The sequence below is a fragment of the Sphingomonas sp. Leaf343 genome, assembly GCF_001423765.1.
GTDB lineage: Bacteria > Pseudomonadota > Alphaproteobacteria > Sphingomonadales > Sphingomonadaceae > Sphingomonas.
The window spans coordinates 194,607-214,577 of record NZ_LMPG01000010.1 but is presented as its reverse complement, the minus strand read 5'-3'; the positions used below and the strand labels follow the sequence as shown (position 1 = coordinate 214,577).

Annotated in this window: 19 protein-coding genes and 1 pseudogene; 6 read left to right on the top strand and 14 right to left on the bottom strand. The window is 69.0% G+C overall.

The features are described 5' to 3' along the window. Positions 1 to 85: 85 nt before the first annotated feature. Both ASG07_RS06295 and ASG07_RS06290 read left to right on the top strand, forming a co-directional pair. Positions 86 to 1,129 carry a LacI family DNA-binding transcriptional regulator gene (locus ASG07_RS06295; protein WP_055843574.1) on the top strand — a complete coding sequence of 348 codons (1,044 nt, stop codon included), beginning with the start codon at positions 86 to 88 and terminating at the stop codon, positions 1,127 to 1,129. Continuing rightward, positions 1,126 to 2,619, top strand: coding sequence for an MFS transporter (locus ASG07_RS06290; RefSeq protein ID WP_055843573.1), 1,494 nt, complete (start codon positions 1,126 to 1,128; stop codon positions 2,617 to 2,619). Before ASG07_RS06295 ends, ASG07_RS06290 begins: the two co-directional genes overlap by 4 nt. 51 nt (positions 2,620 to 2,670) lie before the next feature. Here the strand turns inward: ASG07_RS06290 and rsmD are convergent, their stop codons facing one another. Both rsmD and ASG07_RS17165 read right to left on the bottom strand, forming a co-directional pair. Next, a complete protein-coding gene (gene rsmD / locus ASG07_RS06285) occupies positions 2,671 to 3,210 on the bottom strand; it encodes a 16S rRNA (guanine(966)-N(2))-methyltransferase RsmD (RefSeq protein WP_055843572.1) in 540 nt (179 codons plus the stop codon). 686 nt (positions 3,211 to 3,896) lie between these two features. Then, positions 3,897 to 4,619, bottom strand: a pseudogene (locus ASG07_RS17165) (pseudouridine synthase); the annotation flags it as partial. 136 nt (positions 4,620 to 4,755) lie between these two features. Here ASG07_RS17165 and ASG07_RS06275 point away from each other — a divergent pair. Together ASG07_RS06275 and ASG07_RS06270 are read left to right on the top strand one after the other, a co-directional pair. Next, entirely contained in the window at positions 4,756 to 5,211 is a 456-nt protein-coding gene (locus ASG07_RS06275; RefSeq protein ID WP_055843987.1) for a response regulator, read from the top strand. A gap of 22 nt (positions 5,212 to 5,233) precedes the next feature. Beyond that, entirely contained in the window at positions 5,234 to 6,568 is a 1,335-nt protein-coding gene (locus ASG07_RS06270; RefSeq protein ID WP_055843570.1) for an AmpG family muropeptide MFS transporter, read from the top strand. A gap of 4 nt (positions 6,569 to 6,572) precedes the next feature. On the opposite strand, the gene ASG07_RS06265 is transcribed toward ASG07_RS06270, so the two are convergent. The 10 genes from ASG07_RS06265 to ASG07_RS06220 form a co-directional block, all read right to left on the bottom strand. After that, entirely contained in the window at positions 6,573 to 6,992 is a 420-nt protein-coding gene (locus tag ASG07_RS06265) for a DUF6628 family protein (RefSeq protein WP_055843569.1), read from the bottom strand. Between the two features lie 60 nt (positions 6,993 to 7,052). Continuing rightward, positions 7,053 to 8,360 (bottom strand): bifunctional folylpolyglutamate synthase/dihydrofolate synthase, encoded by a 1,308-nt coding sequence (locus ASG07_RS06260; RefSeq protein ID WP_055843568.1) that lies wholly within the window; start codon positions 8,358 to 8,360, stop codon positions 7,053 to 7,055. Between the two features lie 134 nt (positions 8,361 to 8,494). Beyond that, entirely contained in the window at positions 8,495 to 9,355 is an 861-nt protein-coding gene (accD, locus tag ASG07_RS06255) for an acetyl-CoA carboxylase, carboxyltransferase subunit beta (protein ID WP_055843567.1), read from the bottom strand. Next, entirely contained in the window at positions 9,352 to 10,158 is an 807-nt protein-coding gene (gene trpA / locus ASG07_RS06250; RefSeq protein ID WP_055843566.1) for a tryptophan synthase subunit alpha, read from the bottom strand. Before trpA ends, accD begins: the two co-directional genes overlap by 4 nt. Next, the gene (trpB, locus tag ASG07_RS06245) at positions 10,155 to 11,384 is read right to left on the bottom strand and encodes a tryptophan synthase subunit beta (protein WP_055843565.1); all 1,230 of its coding nucleotides are present in this window, start codon (positions 11,382 to 11,384) and stop codon (positions 10,155 to 10,157) included. The genes trpA and trpB overlap by 4 nt, the downstream gene beginning before the upstream one ends. Continuing rightward, entirely contained in the window at positions 11,381 to 12,010 is a 630-nt protein-coding gene (locus ASG07_RS06240; RefSeq protein ID WP_055843564.1) for a phosphoribosylanthranilate isomerase, read from the bottom strand. Before ASG07_RS06240 ends, trpB begins: the two co-directional genes overlap by 4 nt. A gap of 152 nt (positions 12,011 to 12,162) precedes the next feature. Further along, positions 12,163 to 12,837, bottom strand: coding sequence for an orotidine-5'-phosphate decarboxylase (pyrF, locus tag ASG07_RS06235; RefSeq protein WP_055843563.1), 675 nt, complete (start codon positions 12,835 to 12,837; stop codon positions 12,163 to 12,165). Continuing rightward, positions 12,834 to 13,181 carry a hypothetical protein gene (locus tag ASG07_RS06230; protein WP_055843562.1) on the bottom strand — a complete coding sequence of 116 codons (348 nt, stop codon included), beginning with the start codon at positions 13,179 to 13,181 and terminating at the stop codon, positions 12,834 to 12,836. The genes pyrF and ASG07_RS06230 overlap by 4 nt, the downstream gene beginning before the upstream one ends. 77 nt (positions 13,182 to 13,258) lie before the next feature. Next, the gene (locus tag ASG07_RS06225; RefSeq protein WP_055843561.1) at positions 13,259 to 15,526 is read right to left on the bottom strand and encodes a patatin-like protein; all 2,268 of its coding nucleotides are present in this window, start codon (positions 15,524 to 15,526) and stop codon (positions 13,259 to 13,261) included. Next, positions 15,526 to 16,224, bottom strand: coding sequence for an endonuclease/exonuclease/phosphatase family protein (locus ASG07_RS06220; RefSeq protein ID WP_055843984.1), 699 nt, complete (start codon positions 16,222 to 16,224; stop codon positions 15,526 to 15,528). Before ASG07_RS06220 ends, ASG07_RS06225 begins: the two co-directional genes overlap by 1 nt. 90 nt (positions 16,225 to 16,314) lie before the next feature. Here ASG07_RS06220 and ASG07_RS06215 point away from each other — a divergent pair, with 90 nt between their 5' ends. Together ASG07_RS06215 and ASG07_RS06210 are read left to right on the top strand one after the other, a co-directional pair. Continuing rightward, entirely contained in the window at positions 16,315 to 16,686 is a 372-nt protein-coding gene (locus ASG07_RS06215; RefSeq protein ID WP_156361764.1) for a hypothetical protein, read from the top strand. Positions 16,687 to 16,744: 58 nt separating this feature from the next. Further along, on the top strand, positions 16,745 to 17,116 hold the full coding sequence (locus tag ASG07_RS06210) for a hypothetical protein (RefSeq protein WP_055843559.1): 372 nt from the start codon (positions 16,745 to 16,747) through the stop codon (positions 17,114 to 17,116). Positions 17,117 to 17,135: 19 nt separating this feature from the next. On the opposite strand, the gene ASG07_RS06205 is transcribed toward ASG07_RS06210, so the two are convergent. After that, entirely contained in the window at positions 17,136 to 18,413 is a 1,278-nt protein-coding gene (locus ASG07_RS06205) for an MFS transporter (RefSeq protein ID WP_055843558.1), read from the bottom strand. Positions 18,414 to 18,450: 37 nt separating this feature from the next. Then, positions 18,451 to 19,701, bottom strand: coding sequence for an arsenic transporter (locus tag ASG07_RS06200; RefSeq protein ID WP_055843557.1), 1,251 nt, complete (start codon positions 19,699 to 19,701; stop codon positions 18,451 to 18,453). Positions 19,702 to 19,971: the final 270 nt, after the last annotated feature.

Here is a 19,971-nt window from a genome sequence, read left to right as displayed (position 1 = left end):
CGTTGACGTCGCGGTCGTTCTGCGCTGTTCTCGGCAGGCGCGGTCGCCGTCGAAAGAGCGGACGTGGGGAGAGGGTGCCCTGAGTTTGTCCGGTCAACGCAAAGCCACATCGTTCGACATCGCCCATCTGGCCGGCGTGTCGCAGCCGACCGTGTCGCGCGCGCTGCGCGGCAGCCCCACCGTCAGCCCGGCGACCCGCCAGCGCATCGAGGCGATCGCGAAGCAGCTGAACTATACCGTCGACCGGGCCGCATCGAACCTGCGATCGGGCACGACGCGGACGATCGCACTGCTGCTGTTCCGCGATCCGTCGCCGGACGACACGCTCATCAACCCGTTCTTCCTTGCGATGCTGGGATCGATCATGAGCGCGTGCGCCGAACAGGGCTACGACCTGCTGGTGTCGTTCCAGCAACTGTCGAGCGACTGGCACACCGATTACGAGGACAGCCACCGGGCCGACGGGCTGATCCTGCTCGGCTATGGCGATTACGCGCACTATCATCAGCGGCTGGTGACGCTGGTCGGCCACGGCACGCATTTCGTGCGCTGGGGATCGGTGCAGCCGGGGCAGCCGGGGCTGACGCTGGGGTGCGACAATGTCGCGGGCGGACTGGCGGCGGCGCGGCATCTGCTGGAGCAGGGACGGCGGCGGATCGCATTTCTGGGCGATGCGACCGATCATTATCCGGAGTTCCACGATCGCCACGCCGGCTATGCCCAGGCGCTGGCGGAGGCGGGGCTTGCACCCGATCCGCGGCTGCAGGTCGCATCGATCTCGACGGAGGACGACGGCACGCGTGCGGCCATCGAACTGCTGGCACGTGGCCTGCCGTTCGATGGCATCGTCGCGGCGAGCGACCTGATCGCGCTGGCGGCGATGCGTGTGCTGGCGGAGGCGGGATTGTCCGTCCCGCACGACATCGCGGTCGTCGGCTTCGACGATATCCCCGCGGCGAGCTTCGCGAACCCGCCGCTGACGACGGTGGTGCAGGACGCCGCCGCAGCGGGCCGCCGGCTGGTCGAACTGCTGCTCGCACGGATCAGGGGAGAGGCGGCGGCGAGCATGATCCTGCCCACCCGACTGGTCGTGCGCGCCTCCTCCGTCACCCGCAAGGACCGCGCATGAAGACGGACAAGCCGCGGCAGGGGTTCGCGGGCCTGTGGAACATCTCGTTCGGGTTCTTCGGCATCCAGATCGGCTTCGCGCTGCAGAACGCGAATATGAGCCGCATCTTCCAGTCGCTGGGCGAGAGCCTGGACAATCTGGCGGTGCTGTGGATCGCCGCGCCGCTGACCGGCCTGCTGGTGCAGCCTATCATCGGCCATTACTCGGATCGTACCTGGGGCCGGTTCGGGCGGCGGCGGCCGTATTTCTTCGCCGGTGCGGTGCTGGCCGCGCTGGCGCTGGTCGGGATGCCGAACGCGCCGGGGCTGATGGCGGCGGCGATGCTGCTGTGGATGCTCGACGCGTCGCTCAACATCGCGATGGAGCCGTTCCGCGCGTTCGTCGGCGATATGCTGCGCAAGGATCAGCATACGGCGGGCTACGCTCTCCAGACCGCGTTCATCGGTGCGGGGGCGGTGATCGGGTCGGCGACACCGTTCCTGCTCGACCGGTTCGGCGTCCGCAACTTCCATCCGGGTGGCGGTATCCCCGACACGGTCCTCTGGTCCTTCTATTTCGGCGGTGCGGCGCTGCTGGCGTCGGTGCTGTGGACCGTACTGACGACGCGCGAATACAGCCCGGCGGAACTGGCGGCGTTCGAGGGGCATGAAGCCGGCGAGCATGACGTGCCGCCGGTGCCGCCCGCCTCCACGGTCGGAGGGCTGGTGTGGATCGGCGCGGGGCTGGCGATCACGCTGGTCGTGGCGGTGCTCGGGCTGGAGAAGGAGCTGTACCTGCTCGGCGGGCTGGTCGCGTTCTACGGGATCGCGCGGCTGGCGGCGGGTGCCATGTACGCACGCGGCAATCGCGACAATCTGCTGACCAACGTCGTCGGCGATTTTTCCGGCATGCCGCCGATCATGAAGCGGCTGGCGCTGACGCAGTTCTTCACCTGGTCGGCGCTGTTCATCATGTGGATCTACACCACGCCGGTCGTCGCCCAATATGTCTACGGCTCGGCCGATCCCGCCAGCGAGGCGTATAATCAGGGCGGCAACTGGGTCGGGATCATGTTCGCCGCGTACAATCTGGTCGCGGCGATCGTCGCGGCGTTCCTGCTCCAGCCGGTCGCGCGACGCTTCGGCAAGGTGCGGACGCATGCCGGCGCGCTGGCGATCGGTGCGGTGTCGTTCCTGTCGTTCTTCGTGATCCGTTCGCCGGCGATGCTGCTGCTGGCGGAGGTCGGAATCGGTATCGCGTGGGCGTCGATCCTCGCAATGCCCTACGCGATCCTCGCCTCCAGCCTGCCGCAGCGGAAGCTCGGCATCTATATGGGGCTGTTCAACATCTTCGTCGTGGTGCCGCAATTGCTGGTGGCGACGGTGATGGGCACGATCATGAAGCATTTCTTCCCGACCGAGCCGATCTGGACGATGGCCTTCGCCGCAGCGGTGATGGCGCTGGCGGCGGTGTCGATGCTGCGGGTGCGGGAGGATGCGGTCGAGGGTTAGGGCTGGCCCGAGTACTTCCTTTTTGGCGGGATCCGAGAAGATCGAGCCGGATCACCCCTCGCGGCGCAGCAGCGTGACCCTCGCTTTGCCGTGAACCCGGGAAGCGTCGACGGTGAATCCGGGTACGTCCAGTTCGTCCTGCTTGGCGGTTTCCACGCTGATCCACGTCGCGGGACCGAACCAGCCGAGCCGCCCCAGCTTGTCGAGCGCCACCGCCGCGGCACCGGTGCCGTAGGGCGGGTCCATCATCACCAGATCGAGCGGCGCGGGCGCGGGTCCGAGCGCCAGCACCGACGTCGCGCGGACGTCGGCCCGCACGCCGAGCTTCTCCAGATTGGCCTTGAGCGCGTCGATCGCTGGCCGGTCCTGCTCCACGAACAGGCAGGACGCCGCACCACGCGACAGCGCCTCGATCCCGAGCGCGCCCGAGCCGGCGAACAGGTCGGCCACCGCCAGTCCCTCGAAGCTGCCGAGGCGGCTGGCCAGCATCGAGAACAGAGCCTCCCGCGTGCGGTCGGCGGTCGGGCGGGTCGCGTCGCCCTTGGGTGCGACGAGCGGACGCCCGCGCCACTGTCCTGAGATCACCCGCATCAGCGCTTCCCTCCGCGCGGTGCGCCGCCCCCGGGGGCGCCCCCCTTCGGACCTCCGGGCGGATGGCCACGACCGCCCGCGGGACCTTTGCCGCCACCGCCGCCGCGCGCGGGAGGCTTGCCGCCGTCCTGACTGGCACGGGGAGGATGGCCGCGGCCGCCGGCTGGGCCTTTCGAGGGACCGCGCGACCGCGACTGGTCGTCCGTGCGAACGCCGAACGCGCGATTGCCGGGCGCAGTCCCGCGAGCGCGCGACTGATCGTCGGAACGGCCGGCGAAAGGCCGGCTCCCGGATGCTGCACGCGGCCGATCGTCGGACCGATCACGGCTGGCGCGCGGATCGCTGTCGGCGCGCGAGCGGGGCGCGCGCGCGTCGTCGCCGCGGTCGCGCACGAAGCGACCGCTGCGCTCGCCGTCCGCAGCAGGACGCGGCGCGCGCGCCTCGACGCCGTCACGCAGTGGCGGGCGACCGCGGGTGCGTGGGGCATCGGGTTCGACGGTGGGGCGGCTGGGGCGCGTGCGGCTGCCCCATCCAGCCGTTGTAGCACCGCGATTGACGCGCACCGGCTCCGGTCGCGGGCGCTCCGTCGCGACGGAGCGGCTGGTCGCAGGCGTGGGGGGGGGCGGCGGCGGCGCGACGACGCGAGCCTCGACCTCGACGATCGCCTGCTCCTGGCCCTTGCCGCGCTTGGAACCCTCGAGCGAGCGGCGGAAGGTGGCGATGTCGGTGCCACGCGCCTCGCCGATCTCGTTCGGCTGCAACTCGCCCAGCACGAACGGGCCGTAGCGGGTACGGATCAGGCGCGAGACCTGAAGGCCGAGATATTCCAGCACGCGGCGGACTTCGCGGTTCTTGCCCTCGGTCAGCGTGAGTTCGATCCAGACGTTTGCGCCCGTCCGCCGTTCCAGATTGGCGTCGATCGACCCGTAGCGGATGCCCTCGATCTCGATGCCGTCGATCAGCTCCTCCAGCCGCGCCTGCGTGATCTCGCCATAGGCACGTGCGCGATAGGTCCGCTCGACGCCGGTCGCGGGCAGTTCCAGCGTCCGCTTCAGCCCGCCGTCAGTGGTCAGCAACAGCAGCCCTTCCGTGGCGAGATCGAGCCGACCGACCGGCACCAGCCGCGGCAAATCAGTGGGCAGCCGGTCGTAGATCGTCAGCCGCCCGGCGGGATCGCGTTCCGTCACCAGCAGTCCGGGCGGTTTGTGATAGAGGAACAGCCGCGCCGGCTCGGGCGCCGCGACCGGCTTGCCGTCGACGGTGACGCCCGCCAGCGACGCGAGCACGGTGGCGGGGGTGTCGAGCACCTTGCCGTCTATCGCGATCCGGCCCTCTGCGATCATCCGCTCCACCTCCCGGCGAGAGGCGATGCCGGCGCGGGCGAGCAGCTTGGCGATACGATCGCCCTCGGGGGCACCTTCTGCGGTCTTCTCGTTGGTCATGGGCGGCGAATACTGCGGATTGCGCGCCGACGCGAAAAATCTTTGCGTCCGTTACGATCCAAGTGCGTTATGCGTCATGGGCGTAACGATCGGGCGGACGGGCGTGTTGTTCGGCAAGAAAAAACGGCGGATCGTCCGGCTCCTCGTCGTGGAGGACGAACCCCTCGTGGCGTTCGACGCCGAGCATATCCTGACCGACGCCGATTTCGAGATCGTCGCGACCGTGGACCGGGTCGCCGATGCCGTGGCCGTACTGGCGGACGGCGAGGCGATCGACCTCGTGCTGGTAGACGTCAACCTCGCCGACGGCTCCGGCGTCGAGGTCGCGCGCGCAGCCCGCCAGCGCGGGGTCGCGGTGATGTTCGTGACGGGGGCCTGTCCGCCGGAAGCGATCGAACTGGCCGCCGGGTGCCTTGCCAAACCTTATGGCCAGCGGGACCTGATCGCCGCGATCGGCGCGATCGAGGCGGGAATGGCCGGCAAGCCGCCCAAGCGGTTGCCGCCGGGTTTCACCCTGTTCGCCAATGGCAGCGACGGAAGCGGCGTGACGCTCGACTGACGCGCGGCTATGCTGCCCGTCGATGAGCGAAGGGGCGGGAATGACCGAACGGACGGGCTGGCGGGACGGGGTTGCGCCGTATCTGGAACGGCAACCGCTGGCGGCGCTGGCGCTCGGAATATCGTCGGGCTTTCCCTATGCGATGATCGGCGCGACGCTGACGACGCGGCTGGCGCAGGACGGGATCGACAAGAAGACCGTCACGGCCTTCAGCCTCGCCTTCCTCGTCTATAATCTCAAATGGCTCTGGGCGTGGGTGGTCGACGGCGTTCGGCTGCCGGTGCTGGGGCGGCTGGGCCAGCGCGTATCGTGGCTGATCCTGGCCGGCGTGCTGGTGATCGCCGCCGTCGCCAATCTGGCGCTGGTCGATCCGGCGGCGAGCATCGGCGCGGCGGCGACGGCGGCCATTCTGGTCGGCGCGGCCGGCGCGACGTTCGACATCGTCATCGACGCCTACCGGATCGAGGTGCTGGAGCCGCGTCAGCTCGGCGTGGGATCGGGGATGAGCCAATATGGCTGGCGGATCGGATCGGCGGGGGCGGGCGCGCTGGCGCTGGTGGTGGCCGAGCGCGCCGGGTGGAGCGCGGGATATCTGGCGTGCGCCACCTTCGCGTTGCCCGCGATGCTGGCTGGCCTGCTCCTCGGCGAGCCGCCGCGACGACGCGACCCGGTCGAGCGGCGCGGTTTTGCGGAGGGGCTGAAAGCGATCTGGGGGCCGTTCGTACAGTTCTTCGCGCGCGAGGGTGCCGTGCTCGTGCTGCTGTTCATCCTGATTCACAAGGTCGGCGATACGCTGGCGAACCTGACGCTGCGGCTGTTGTTCGACGAGCTTGGCTTCACCGGCGACGAGATCGCGTTCTACGACGTTGGCGTCGGATTCATCGCCTATCTGGTCGGGATATTCGTCGGCGGCGTGCTGTATGCGAGGATGGGCATGAAGCGCTCGGTGCTGCTCGCGCTCGTGCTGATGGCGGTGTCCAACCTGTCCTTCGCGGCACTGGCGGCGGCGGGCCACAGCAACTGGGGCATGGCCGGTGCGATCGGGTTCGAGAATGCGGCGAGCGGGTTCGGCGGGGTCGTCGTCATCGCGTATTTCTCCGCGCTGTGCGACCTGCGCTTCACCGCCGCGCAATTCGCCTTGATCTCCGCGGCGGCGAGCATCGTCGGGCGGATCGTGACGGGCACCACCGCTGGCGCGCTGATCGAGCGTTTCGGTTATGTCGACTTTTACCTGCTGACGACGGCGCTCGCGCTGCCGGGCGTGGCGCTGTTCTGGTGGATGAGCCGCAGCGGACTGGTCGACCGCTCGATCGGCAGCGCGGGCGTCGCCGGTGGGGGCGACGCACGGGCGGATTGACGGATCAGGCCGCGATCGGGCGGCCGGCGTCGGCGAAAGCTGCCGTCACCGCCGCCGCCGCCATCAGCGGCCCCTCCACGCGGCGGATGCCGAGCAGGTCGCTCATCAGGAACTGCGCCTGCACCGGCTCCGTCTCGATCCGCTGAAGGATCGACAGCAACGCCGCCTCTGCGGACGTCATCCGCGCACAGCAGCACGGCGCGATGGCGATCGTGCCGCCGGCATGCGCCGCGAGGTCCGCCATCAAGGCCCGCAGGAGCATCAAGGGCCGGCGGAAATCCTGTCCGAAGCTGGTGAAGATGCTGTGCGCGGCGCAGGCGTCGTTGAGGCCGTGCGCGCCCATCCGCCGGATCGCGAACAATGCGAGTCGCGCGTTCTGACAGCGTGGCAGGGTGTGGGGCAGGAGGGCGAGGGTGTCGGTCATGGCGTTGCTCCGCGGCTATGCGGGCAACGTCTGCGATCCGTTATTGCAAGTCAATAGCAACTAGGCCGGCGGTTCGCCATTGGCGGCGAGCGCTTCGCCAGCAAGGTAGAGCGACCCTGCGATCAGGACCGGCGCGGGTTGCCGGACGTGACTTAGCGCCTCCTCCAGCGTCATGGCCGTGGTGACTTCGAGGCCGAACCGGACTGCGACCCCGGCCAGGTCCCGCGGTACATGATGCGCGTGCCCGGCCACCGGCACCGCCACGACATGCGCAACGGACGGTGACAGCAGCCGGAGAACATCCGCAGCATCCTTGTTGGCCAGCATGCCAAGCACCAGCGTTACCGGGCGCCCCCGGGCGATCGTTCGCAACGCTCGGGCGACGGGCGCGGCGGCGGAGGGATTGTGGGCGCCGTCGATCCAGAGTTCCGATCCGTCCGGGAGGCGATCCGTCAACGGTCCGGGCGACAGGCGCTGCATGCGCGCGGGCCATTGCGCCCAGTCCGCAGCAGCACGGTACGCCGCCTCGGGAATATGCAGCGCGCCCTGATGCTGCAGCATGGCGATGGCGAGCGCCAGATTGCGGGACTGGTGTGCGCCGACGAGGCGCGGGCGGCTGGTGACGACGGAGAAGCCGTCGTCGATGTAGCGCATCGTCGAGCGGGCAGTTTCGCTGTTCCACGCCCGTCCGCGTGCGAACACCGGCGCGCCGGCGTCAGCGGCCACGGCGGCGATGCGGTCGCGCAGGGGCCGGGCGTAATCCATCGTCACCAGCGGCACGCCACGCTTGGCGATGCCGGCTTTCTCCGCCGCGATGCCGGTGGCGGAGGTGCCGAGAAACGCCTCGTGATCCATCCCCAGCGCGGCAATACCCGTCACCACGGGCGCGACGACGACGTTGGTCGCGTCGAGCCGGCCGCCGAGCCCGACCTCGACGATCGTCGCGGCAGCGGAAGTGCGGGCGAAGGCGAGGAAGGCTGCGGCGGTCGTGACCTCGAAGAAGCTGGCGCCGATGCCGTCCGCCACGTCGAGCACTTCGGCGAGCAGCGTCGCGAGCCGATCGTCCTCGATCAGGTGGCCGGCGACCCGAATGCGTTCGTTGAAGCGGACCAGATGCGGGCTGCTGAAGACGTGGACCGAGTGCCCCGCCGCCTCGATCGCGGCGCGGAGGAACGCACAGGTCGATCCCTTGCCGTTGGTGCCCGCGACATGGAACACCGGCGGCAGCGACAGATGCGGATCGCCGAGCCGCGAGAGGAGCGCGGTGATCCGTTCCAGCCCGAGGGTGTCGGCGCCCGGAGACAATGTGGCCAGACGGTCGAGTTGCGCCTGCACGGCGGGGTGGGTGGAGGTGGCGTGATCGGGCATGCGTTCAGCCTTTAGCATCCACCCCGGCCAAGCGCGGTGTCCATTAGCGATCGGGTGACGACAAGCGGCACGGCTTCATCACGACGATCTCGGCGACTGGACCCCGACCTTCGCCGGGATGGACGTGCTGCGCTTCAGGCGGCCGCCGCGCGATGGCCGCAGAGATAGCCGATCACCTGCGCCAGTCGCTCGCGCAGGTCCTTGCGGTGGACGACCATGTCCAGCATGCCGTGGTCGAGCAGATATTCCGCGCGCTGGAATCCCTCGGGCAGCTTTTCGCGAATCGTGCTTTCGATCACGCGTTGACCTGCAAAGCCGATCAGCGCGTTCGGCTCGGCGATCTGGATGTCGCCCAGCATCGCATAGCTGGCGGTGACGCCGCCCGTGGTCGGGTCGGTCAGCACGACGATATAGGGCAGGCCGGCATCGTGCAGCATCTGGATCGCGACGGTACTGCGCGGCATCTGCATCAGCGACAATATGCCTTCCTGCATCCGCGCGCCGCCGGCCGCGGTGAAGATCAGATAGGGCGATTTGTCGGCGATCGCCGCCTCGACGCCGCGCACGAACGCTTCGCCGACGGCCAGGCCCATCGATCCACCCATGAACGCGAAGTCCTGCACGCCCATCACGACGCGGTGGCCCAGGATCGTGCCGCGCGCATTCAACAGCGCGTCCGGCTCTGCGGTGGCGGTACGCGCGGCGCGGATGCGGTCGGTATATTTCTTGGAGTCGCGAAACTTCAGCGGGTCCTCGGGCACCTTGGGGGCGGGCAGCTCGGCGTAGCTGCCCTCGTCGAGGATATGGTCGAAGCGGATCTTCGGGCCGATCCGCTCGTGATGCTCGCACCGCGGGCAGACGTAGAGATTCTCCTCCAGCTCCTTGGTGAAGACCATCTGGCCGCATCCCTTGCACTTGTGCCAGAGATTCTCCTCCGCCTGCTCCTTGCGAGGACCGAAGGCGAGGGCGTTGCGGACGCTGTTGAGCCAATTCATGCTGCGACTACCTTGCGGGCCGATACGACGGCATCGGCGAGCGAACGGACATAGGTGGTGACGGGGCCGGGCGCATCGGCACCGTGGGTGGCGACGATCTCGACGATCGCGGAACCGACGACGACGCCGTCCGCCACGCGCGCGATGGCGGCGGCCTGATCGGGCGTGCGGACGCCGAAACCGACCGCGACGGGCAGTTCGGTCGCGTCCATCAACCGCGCGACCGCGTCCTCGATCGAGGATTGCTGCGCCTGCTGAAGCCCGGTGATGCCGGCAACGGACACGTAATAGAGGAACCCGCCCGCGCCATCGAGGACGGTCGGCAGGCGTGCGGCGTCGGTGGTCGGCGTCGCGAGCCGGATCGGGGCGATCCCCGCCGCGCGGAGGGCCGGCCCGAGCGCGTCATCCTCCTCGGGCGGGATATCGACGCAGATCACGCCGTCGACACCAGCATCGGCGGCGGCGCGCGCGAAGGCGGCGCTGCCGTGGCGGAGCATCGGATTGGCGTACCCCATCAGCACCAGCGGCACATCGGGGTGGCGGGCGCGAAACCCGGCGGCGATTGACAGGATATCGGTCGTGCGCGTCCCGGCCGCGAGGCTGCGGATATTGGCGTTCTGGATCGCCGGGCCGTCCGCCATCGGATCGGTGAAGGGCATGCCCAGTTCGATCACGTCCGCCCCACCCGCGACCAGTGCGTCGAGGATCGCGGGCGTCGCGGCGGGCGTCGGGTCGCCGGCGGTGACGAAGCAGACGAGCGCGGCGTGATCCTGCGCGAAGGCGGCGGCGAGGCGAGTCGTCATATCGCCACCCCCAGTGCCGACGCGACGGTGAAGATGTCCTTGTCACCGCGCCCGCACAGATTGGCGAGGATCACCTGATCGTCGCGCATCGTTTTCGCACGGCGGGTGACGGCGGCGATGGCATGGGCGGGCTCCAGCGCGGGGATGATGCCCTCCGTCCGGCACAGCAGCTGGAACGCGTCGAGCGCGTCCCGGTCGGTCGCGCTGTCATACTCGACGCGGCCGATGTCGCGCAGCCACGCATGTTCCGGTCCGATGCCGGGATAGTCGAGGCCGGCGGAGATCGAGTGACCCTCCGCGATCTGCCCGTCCTCGTCCTGCAACAGATAGGTCTTGTTGCCATGAAGCACGCCGGGGAAACCACCGGCAAGCGAGGCGGCGTGATCCTTGTCGAGGCCGTGTCCCGCCGCCTCGACACCCAGCATCGCGACATCGGCGTCGTCGAGGAACGGGTGGAACAGGCCGATCGCGTTTGATCCGCCGCCGATCGCAGCGACCAGCATGTCGGGCAGCCGGCCGGTGCGCGCGAGCATCTGCGCCCGCGCCTCGCGTCCGATCACGCTCTGGAAGTCGCGGACCATCTCCGGATAGGGATGCGGGCCGGCGGCGGTGCCGATGATGTAGAAGGTGTCGTGAACGTTCGCGACCCAGTCGCGCAGGCCCTCGTTCATCGCGTCCGACAGCGTCTTCGCGCCGCTTTCGACCGGGCGTACTTCCGCGCCGAGCAGCTTCATGCGGAACACGTTCGGCTGCTGACGCTCGATATCGCGCGCGCCCATGTAGATCACGCAAGGGAGGCCGAAACGCGCGCAGACGGCGGCGGTGGCGACCCCGTGCTGGCCCGCGCCCGTCTCCGCGATGATCCGCGTCTTGCCCATGCGGATCGCCAGCAGGATCTGGCCGATGCAATTGTTGATCTTGTGCGCGCCGGTGTGGTTCAGCTCGTCGCGCTTGAACCAGACCTGTGCACCCATGCCGGGTTCAGCACCCTCGCGCAGCGCCGCCGACAGGCGTTCGGCGTGATAGAGCGGACTGGGACGGCCGACATAATGTTCGAGCAGGTCCTCGAACTCGGCCTTGAACGCCGGATCGGCCTTGGCCGCGCGGTATTCGCGGTCGAGATCGAGGATCAGCGGCATTAGCGTCTCGGCGACGAACCGCCCACCGAACTGGCCGAAATGGCCGCGCTCGTCGGGCTGCGTGCGAAAGGAATTGGGGGCGTTCATGATCGCGCCGCTTTAAGGAAGGCGGCGATCTTGTCCACATCCTTGACCCCCGGCGCGCTCTCGACGCCCGAGGAAACGTCGACCAGCGGTGCGCCGGTGCGGGCGATCGCCTCCGCGACGTTGGCGGGATCGAGACCGCCGGACAGCGCCCAGGGCAACGGATGGGCAAACCCGTCGAGCAGGCTCCAGTCGAAGCGCAATCCCATGCCGCCGGGCAACGCCGCACCGGGCGGCGTCTTGGCGTCGTAGAGGATACGATCCGCCGCGCCGGCGAACGTCCGCGCCGCATCGAGGTCGCCGCGCGCCTTCACCGCAACCGCCGCCCATGTCTCGAGTCCGAACCGCTCCCGGATCGCGGCGGCGCGGGCGGGTAGAACCTTGTGCAGTTGCAGCGCATCCAGCCCGGTGACGGCGACCGCCTGTTCGAGCAGGTCATCGTCGGGATCGACGAAGACGCCGACCTTCGACACGTGACCCGGCACCCGCGCCGAAAGTGCAGGCGCGGCATCGAAGGTCAGGTTGCGCGGCGAGGGGGCGAAGAACACGAAGCCGACATGGCTTGCGCCGCCGCCAATCGCGGCATCCAGTGTCGCGGCCGTGGTCAGGCCGCAGATCTTGGCGGGCATGGCGTCGTGTCTCCGATGCGGTTCACCGTTTCGCCCGCTTCCTGCGCGGACCGGAGGGCGGTCGAACGAGGAGCGGGGTCAATGCCGGAGGCGGTGTCCGGGCGAGCATAGCAGCAGCCGGCCTGCTTGTAACGCACGGCCGCCGTCGTGCTTCACAGCGTCGCGGCGATGGCCCGCGCGGCGGCGTCGGGATTCTCTGCCTGCGTGATCGGGCGGCCGACGACGATGATCGACGCCCCGCCGTCGATCGCCGCACGGGGCGTGACGACGCGCTTCTGGTCGCCGGCTGGACCGTCGACCATTCGCACGCCGGGGACGACAAAATAGCCCTTCGGCCAGGCCGTCTTGGCCGCGGCGACCTCCGCGCCGGAACAGACGATGCCGTCGACGCCCGCTTCGGCGGCGAGCGCGGCGAGGCGGACGACCTGATCGTGCGCGCTGCCCGACACACCGGTCGCGGCAAGGTCGCTGGCGTCGAGGCTGGTCAGCATCGTCACGGCCACTACCTTCGTGCCGAGAGGCGCGGCGGCCTTGGCATCCTCCAGCATCGCGCGGCCGCCGCTGGCGTGGACGGTTAGTATCGCGGTTTCGAGCGGCGACAGCGCCTGCACCGCCTTGGCAACGGTATTGGGGATGTCGTGCAGCTTCAGGTCGAGGAAGATCGGCAGGCCGATCGATGCCATGTCCCGCACGCCGGGCTGGCCGTGGGCGGCGAAGAACTCCAGTCCCAGCTTCAGGCCGCCGACGTGATTGCGGACCTTGGCGGCGATAGCTTTGGCGCGGGTGAGATCGGGCGTGTCGATCGCGACGTAGATGCGGTTGCTCACTTCGGGCTCGGCTCCGGCGCGATCGGTGCATAGGCGGCGTCGGGGGCCAGCGGCTGCACCGCCAGCGTGGGGGTTGCCGGCGGCGGTATGTGCGCGGCGCGGGTTTCCGCGAGCAGGCGCTCGCACGTCGTCAGCCGCTGCTTCAGTCGCCAGCGCCGGGCCGCCTGCCATCCGAAGGTCGGCAGCAGCCCGAGGAGGAAGGTGACGAGCAGCAGGAACGGCAGGTTCACCTCGGCGACGAGGTCGCCCGGCAGGTGGATCGGCACCGACGTCCAATTGCCGATCGTGAACAGCGCGGCCAGAAAGGCGAGGAGGCACCAGAAGAGGATCTTCAGGAACTGCATTCTCGTCTCCGTTCACCCATGCGGGGTGCAAGGCTACAGGCGAAGCCGCGGCTTGACCAGCCTTCGTACCGGTTCGTCTATCCGACCTCGCGCCGCAACGACGCGATGAGCGCGCCGATTGACAGCAAACGCGGTTCTTCCTCGTCCAGTATCGCGACGAAGGCGGCACGCTTGATCGCGGCGATGCGGCCGGCGCGGAGGCGAACGGAAGAGGGCAGGGTGGAGACGACGATATCGATCATCCGCTCCGCACCGTGCAGCCGACCCCAGAGATAGTCGTTCTCGCGGTAGGCGCGGCTGAAGAATGCGCCGAAGCTGTTGAACTGGATACCCTTCAACGTCGCCTCCGCGCCACCCGCGCGGATCGAGGGCGCATCCTCCGGCGCGATGCGATCGACGCGGATCGTGTCGAACTCGTCGAGCCCCTCGCCTTGCAGCAGCGGCAGCGTGGCGGTGTCGTAGAACGGGAAGCCGAGATAGGCGAGCAGCATCGTTCGTCGCGCGTCGCGATCGAGCGGGGCCAGCGCAGCCGCCAGCCGCGCGTCGGTGTCCGCGTCCAGCGTCGGCAGGTCGAGCGCGGTCGCCAGCGCATCGAGCAGCGGCGCGGCATCGTTGCGCAGGCTTCGCGCCGTAGCTCGCAGGCCGGCGAACGCCTCGGCGCGCTGGCGGTCGAGATAGTCCGAAAGGGAAAGGTAGATCGCCTTGCGCAGCTCCCCCAGATGCTCGACGTCGCGTTCTTCCAATTCCCCCAGCCGCCGTGCGAGCAGACGCAGGCGACGGATGCGAAAGCCGGTGTCGAACACGCGCAGGAACGTGATCGCCTGCGGTTCTGCCGGATCGCCGCCGGCGCGCAAGGCAGCCTCGGTCGCGATCGTCTGCCGGATGCGGCGGCGGCGTTCCGGTGGCTGCTCGCAGCCAATGCCGTGGACCAGCGCCGCCAGCGCGTCGATCACCGCCGCCTGCTTGGCATGGCCGTAGGCGGCGTAGGCGAAGCCGGCCTGCGTCGCGGCGGCGATCTGCGCCCGCGCGCGCCATGCCGCCAGCCGGCGCGCACTCGGCCGGTTCAGGAACAACGTGCGGCCGAACAGCGCCTCCACTTCCGTCTCCACGCGCGGACGGATCGCCGCGACCAGGCCGAGCATCTGCTCGATCCGCGCCGACCGTTCCGCAAGCGCATCCAGATTGTCGCGGATCGGCTGTTGTCGCGGCAGTTCGCTGGATGCGCCGATGATCGTCTGGAAGAAGCCGGGTGTACCGTCGCGCCCGCCCAGCCGGAACTTGGGACCGGGTGAGGGATCGATATAGACGAAGCGCCGGTCGACCTGTCGCCGCGCCGGACGTTTGCGCAGCGCCGCGATGGCCGGCTGGAACGGCGCGTTGGCGAGGACGGAGCCGTCGATCAGCACCGCCTTGTCGGCGGCATTGGCGGCGGACTGTCTGGGAAGTATGCGGCGGAGAAAGGCGCGTCGGCCGGGCCACGTGCCGGATCGCGCCTTCAGGACGCGATCGAGCTCGCCGACCTGGAACGGCGGAAACGCGCCAGGAAAGCTGGACGTGGCGCGCGCGGCGAATGCCAGTTCGGGAATTGCCGCCAGCGTGTCGGTCGCGTGCCCCTCGTCGGAAAAGGACACGACGAGGCGATGCTCCGTCTCCACGACCTCGGGCGGAGAGTTCAGGCGCAGGCGTTCGGGGTGGCCGGCGAAGTCGGTGACGGTGACGAACAGGTCGAGGGGCTGGCCATCGGGCAGCAGGCGCGATCCGCGCTCCGATGCCGCCATGGCGTCGAACGCATCGAGCAGCAGGCCGGTGAACGTCTCCCCGCCGAAGGGCGGTTCGAACCAGCGCGAGCGGACGAAGTGCGACAGCTTCGCCCGCACCTCGTCCCGCGTGGCCGCGTCGGCATGTTCCTCCAGCGCATCGGTGCTGCGCCCGGCCGCCATCCATGCCAGCGGCAGCGCCCAGAGCTTCGACAGGCGATGGGCTGGCGCCGCAGCGGGGTCGATCAGCGCCTCGACATCGGCGGAGGTCAGCCACAGGTCGGTCAGTGGATCGAGCGATTGTCCGGTGGCGATCGCCTGACCCAGAAAAATGCCGTTGATCCCGCCCGCGCTCGCCCCCGCGACGATGTCGGCCAGCACGCGCAGTCTCAGGCCGCCGCGCGTCTCGATCTCGTCCAGCAGCGCATGATAGACCGTGTCGGTGCCGGCGGGTGGCGGCGCGCCGTCATGCCGCGCCCGGCTGGCGCGGGCGAGCCGCCATACTTCCTTGGTGATGCCGTGCATGTAGACCGCGAGGCTGATGCCACCGTAGCAGACGAGCGCGAGGCGGAGCTCCTTTTCCCGCATCAGGCCGCTTCGACGACCGCCCAGATCGGCAGATGATCCGACGCTTTCCGCGCGGCGGCGCTGGCGTGGACGCCGCAATTGCGGATCGTCAGGTCGCGCGACACCATGATGCGGTCGAGCCGGGCGACCGGCGCGCGTGCGTGGAAGGAGGGGCCGGTCGCGGCCATGACGAAGTCGCGACCGAAATCGCGCAGGCAACCGGATGCGGCGGACCAGTCGTTGAGGTCGCCCATCATCACCGTGGGCCGCGACGTCGGCCGCTGCGCGACATGCGTGAGGATCGCGGCGGCCTGCTTGCGTCGCCAGAGACCGGACAGGTCGAGATGCATGCCGACAACGCAGACGGAGCCGCCATTCACGTCAACCTCAGCCGATACCGCGCCACGCGGTTCCAGGGCGGGCAAGTGGATCGCGTCGCAGCCGACGACCGTCGCGGACTTGCGCACCAGCAGGGCATTGCCGTGCCAGCCCATGCTGGCGGCCCGCTTGCCCACCGCCACAGCCTGCCAGTCGCTGTGTTCGGCCAGCAGGTGGACGGGGATGACGCCGTCACGGGTGCCGAAGCGGCGGTCCGCCTCCTGCAAGGCGATCACGTCGGCATCGATCTCCCGCAGCACGTCGAGGATCCGTTCGGGGCTCAGCCGCCGATCGGTTCCGACCCCCTTGTGCATGTTGTAGCTGGCGACTTTCAGGATCATTCCGCAGGCGCAACGCAGCAGCAGCGTCACCGGTTGCAGCCCTCCGCGCCGTCACGCGTTCGAACGGCATCACCGATGCAGGAGGATGCCATGCACGATCACCGCGACAACCCTGCCGACCACGCCCCCGCCAAGCCGGATATCGCCCGTCCGACCATTGATACGACGCAGGAGGTACGGGGCAATGCGGTGGGCGATGCCGGCGGGCATTACGGAAACGAGGCGGACACCTACGACCAGCGATTGCCGGATCGGGTCGGGGTCGGCGCGAACGATGGCGGTACGGCGGTGGATTCGGTGGCGCGTAATGCCGGGGCCGGCATCCCGCCCGAGAACGGTCGACGCGCTCACGTCGATCGCGCGACTGGCGAGGTCCACGGCAGTGGGTCCGGCGCAGGCGGCGGACAAGCTGGCGAAGATTATGATTCCGGTGCGGCGAACGGAGACGGGTCGGAATCCTGACCCGGAACGCTACCCGGCCGACACCGATTAACGGAGGTGACGGCGAGGGAGTTAAGTCATGGAATTCAAAGCGTTGGGCCTTGGATTGGGCGTGTTCTTGGTGGCGCTGGGCGCGGCCGAACTGTTCGGGGCGAAGCGGATAGCTCGGACGCTGGAGGCGGAGGTTTCGGAAAAGCTGATCCGCGCCTTCGGCGTCCGTGAACTGGTGGCGGGTGCCGGGCTGCTCGCGGCACCGGCGGTCGCGACCAACGTCTGGGGCCGAGTTGCGGGCGATGCGCTGGACCTGACCGCGCTGGGTGCTGCTGCACGGGCGCACCCGCGGAACCGAGCGGTGTGGGGCGCGATCCTGTTCGTGCTCGGCGCGACGGCGGTGGACATCTATACCGCGCGCGGGCTCGATCGGACGACCGGACGAATGCTGCCCGCCTGATCGAACCCGCGCATCCGTCTCAGGCCGCGCCCTTCTTCGTTTCCGGCATCGCGAAAATATAGAGGAGAAGCCCGCCACCGGCGATCGTCGCCAGTGTCAGGAAGCCGGCACTATACCCGGCGTGGACGATGATCGATCCAGCCAGTGTTGCGGACAGTGCCGCGCCCAGCCCCTGGGTCGTCGCGACCGCGCCCTGGCTGACATTGAAGCGACCGGTTCCCCTGGTCAGGTCGGCGATGACGACGGGGAACAGGGCGCCGAAGATGCCGGCCCCGATGCCGTCCAGCGCCTGTACCCCGACCAGCCACCACGGATCGTTCGACAGGGTGTAGAGTACCCCGCGCATTGCGAGAAACCCGAACGCGGTCAGAAAGATCGGTTTTGTCCCGAACCGGTCGGTATGGCGGCCGACGAAGATCGCGACCGGCACCATGACGAGTTGCGCCGCGACGATGCACGCCGCGGTCAGCGAGGTGGCCTGATCCTTGCCCACGGTTCTGGCGAGCAATTGGCTGACGGAGGTGAGCATCGCCGCATTGGCGAGATGGAACAGGAAGGCGATGGCGGCGAAGATCATCAGTGGCCGGTTCTCGACCAGCGTCCTCCAGCCGCTGGGCTCCTCGCATCCTTCGTCCGGTTCGCAGTCGAGACCGCGTGCGACGGCGTCGTCGATGTCGTCGTTCCGGATTCGCGAGGCGCTGGCGATGCTGGCGACCGTCAGCGCGCCCATCAGCCAGAACACCACGACCGGTCCGAACTTCCATGCCAGCGCACCCGCCAGCCCGGCGGATACGGCATTGCCGGCGTGATTGAACGCCTCGTTGCGGCCGACGCGCTTCGCGAACATCTTCGGTCCGACGAGGCCGAGCGTGATCGCCGAGATGGCGGGCGCGAACACCGCGCCGGCGATCGCGGCGACCGACTGCGTGACGGCGACTGCAGCGAAGCCCGATACGACGGGGAGGGAGATGCTGCTGAGCGTCACCAGCAGCGCGGCCGCCATGACGATGCGCGGCTTGTTGCGGGTCCGGTCGATCAGGCTGCCGGCCGGCGTCTGCGCCAGCAGGCCGATGATCCCGGCGATGGTCAGCACCAGTCCGACCGTCGCCTCGTTCCAGCCATGCGACGGCCCGCGTACCGCCAGCAGATAGATGGCCAGGTAGGGGCCAAGCCCGTCACGGACATCGGCAAGGAAGAAGTTGAGCGTGTCGAGCGTGCGCCCGAACGTCGAAGGTCCCGACGATGACGGGCGGGGTGGGGAGTCGCCCGAGAGGAGCGATGCGGATGCGGTGGCCATGATCGTTCCTTGCCGTGTCGAGAGAGAGTACAGGGGGTCAACCGAGGAGCACGCGCGTGCCGAGCGCCGCCGCGAGGGCGGGGATCATCGTCACCGCGCCCACCTTCAGAAAGCGCCAGAAGCCGACATCCTCCCCTTCGCGACGAATCGCCTGAAGCCACAGGATCGTCGCGAGGGAGCCGGTGATCGACAGATTCGGACCCAGATCGACCCCGATCAGCAGCGCATCGGCGACGAGGCGCGGCGGCTGCGCCTGCGCGACGGCGGTGCTGGCGATCAGGCCTGCGGGCAGGTTGTTGATGAGGTTCGACCCGAAGGCGAGCAGCGTGCCGGACGTCAGCGCCGCCTCCACCGGGTCGGCCGACATCGCCCGCAACGCCGCCGCGATCCGGCCGATGACGCCGGTATGGTCGAGTGCCTCGACCAGGACGAACAACCCCGCGACCAGCGGCAGGACGCTCCACGACACGTCGCGCACGATGCCGATCGGCGACCGGCGCGTCCATCCACAGACCAGCAGCGCGGTGGCGATGCCGGCGATCGCGGTCGGCAGGCCGAGTTGTGCATCGAATGCCGAGGCGCCGAGCAGGATCGCCGCCGTCGCGACGATACCGGCCAGCGCCGCCTTGCCGCCCGTCGACAGCGGACTACGCTCCACATCGGTCGCGCAGACCCCGGCGATCCTCGACCGCTCAACCCAGCGCAGCGCCAGGAACGTCACGACGATCGACGCGAGCGACGGCAGCGCGAAGGACGCGAACCATTGGCCGAGCGGCGGCATCGTGCCGCCGTACAGGACCAGATTGGCGGGGTTGGAGATCGGCAGCACGAAGCTTGCCGCATTGGCGATCAGCGCGCAGGCGAACAGCAACGGCAGCGGATCGGCCTTGGCCTTGCGCGCGGCGGCGTAGACGGCCGGCGTCAAAACGACGGCGGTGGCGTCGTTCGACAGGAAGGTCGTCGTGACGATCCCGGCGACAAAGACCAGGAGGAACAGCCGCGGCGTCGATCCGCGCGCGTGGATGGAGGCGGTGGCCGCGACCCAGTCGAACAGCCCCTGTTGCCGCGCGGTTTCGCTCAACACCATCATGCCGATCAGGAAGAGGTAGACATCGAGCCCCTTGCCGATCGCGAACAGCGCGGACGAGATCGGCAACAGGCCGGACACCAGCAGCAGCGTTGCGCCGGATACCGCCCAGACAGCTTCCGGCCAGCGGAACGGCCGGGCGACCACGCCCGCGGTGCAGGCCGCGCAGATGCCCCATGTCGCGCCCGTCGTCAGTATCATCGACGCCGTCCGAAGGGCATTCGAACCACACAGGCGGAGATCCGCAGGCCGTACTCGTGCGACAATCCCGTCACTTCCCTGATCGCGACGGTCCGCCAATTCGGTCCGGGTCGGTCGCATAACCAGGCATCAACGACTTAGCTGCATCGTGCAGGATGACATTTCGTTCATGGCCACCGCAGCAACGTCGCGGTGCCGACTGCCGTCAAACATCCGTCCGGTGGCAAGATGCGGTGCTCTCGCGGATTTCCGAAAACCTCAACGGATTGA